At 51.6% G+C, this 459-nt stretch carries 3 tRNA genes and 1 rRNA gene; all 4 read right to left on the reverse strand.

What is annotated here, in order from left to right:
• Window positions 1-34: 34 nt before the first annotated feature.
• A tRNA-Ser gene (locus tag DS745_RS24255) sits at window positions 35-125 on the reverse strand.
• A 23-nt stretch (window positions 126-148) separates the two neighbouring features.
• Window positions 149-225 (reverse strand) — tRNA-Met (locus tag DS745_RS24260).
• A gap of 26 nt (window positions 226-251) precedes the next feature.
• A tRNA-Ala gene (locus DS745_RS24265) sits at window positions 252-327 on the reverse strand.
• 9 nt (window positions 328-336) lie between these two features.
• Window positions 337-452: ribosomal RNA gene (rrf, locus tag DS745_RS24270) — 5S ribosomal RNA — on the reverse strand.
• Window positions 453-459 lie beyond the last annotated feature (7 nt).

Raw genomic sequence — 459 nt, forward strand, 5'->3', positions numbered from 1 at the left:
ATGTTAACCGCTACACCACGGGTCCAGGTTTATATGGAGGAGGAAGAGGGATTCGAACCCCCGCGCCGCTTTCACGACCTATCGGTTTTCAAGACCGAACTCTTCAGCCACTTGAGTATTCCTCCGTATCATATAAAAAAAATAAAATTGGTAGCGGCGGAGGGAGTCGAACCCCCGACCTCACGGGTATGAACCGTACGCTCTAGCCAGCTGAGCCACGCCGCCAAATTCATTGTAATACTTAATTAAAATGGTGGAGCCTAGCGGGATCGAACCGCTGACCTCCTGCGTGCAAGGCAGGCGCTCTCCCAGCTGAGCTAAGGCCCCATTTTAATAGTTTAGCAACGTCCTACTCTCACAGGGGGAAACCCCCAACTACCATCGGCGCTGAAGAGCTTAACGATCGTGTTCGGCATGGGAACGAGTGTGACCTCTTCGCTATCGCCACTAAACTATTTT

Source organism: Anaerobacillus alkaliphilus, from assembly GCF_004116265.1.
Classification (GTDB): domain Bacteria; phylum Bacillota; class Bacilli; order Bacillales; family Anaerobacillaceae; genus Anaerobacillus; species Anaerobacillus alkaliphilus.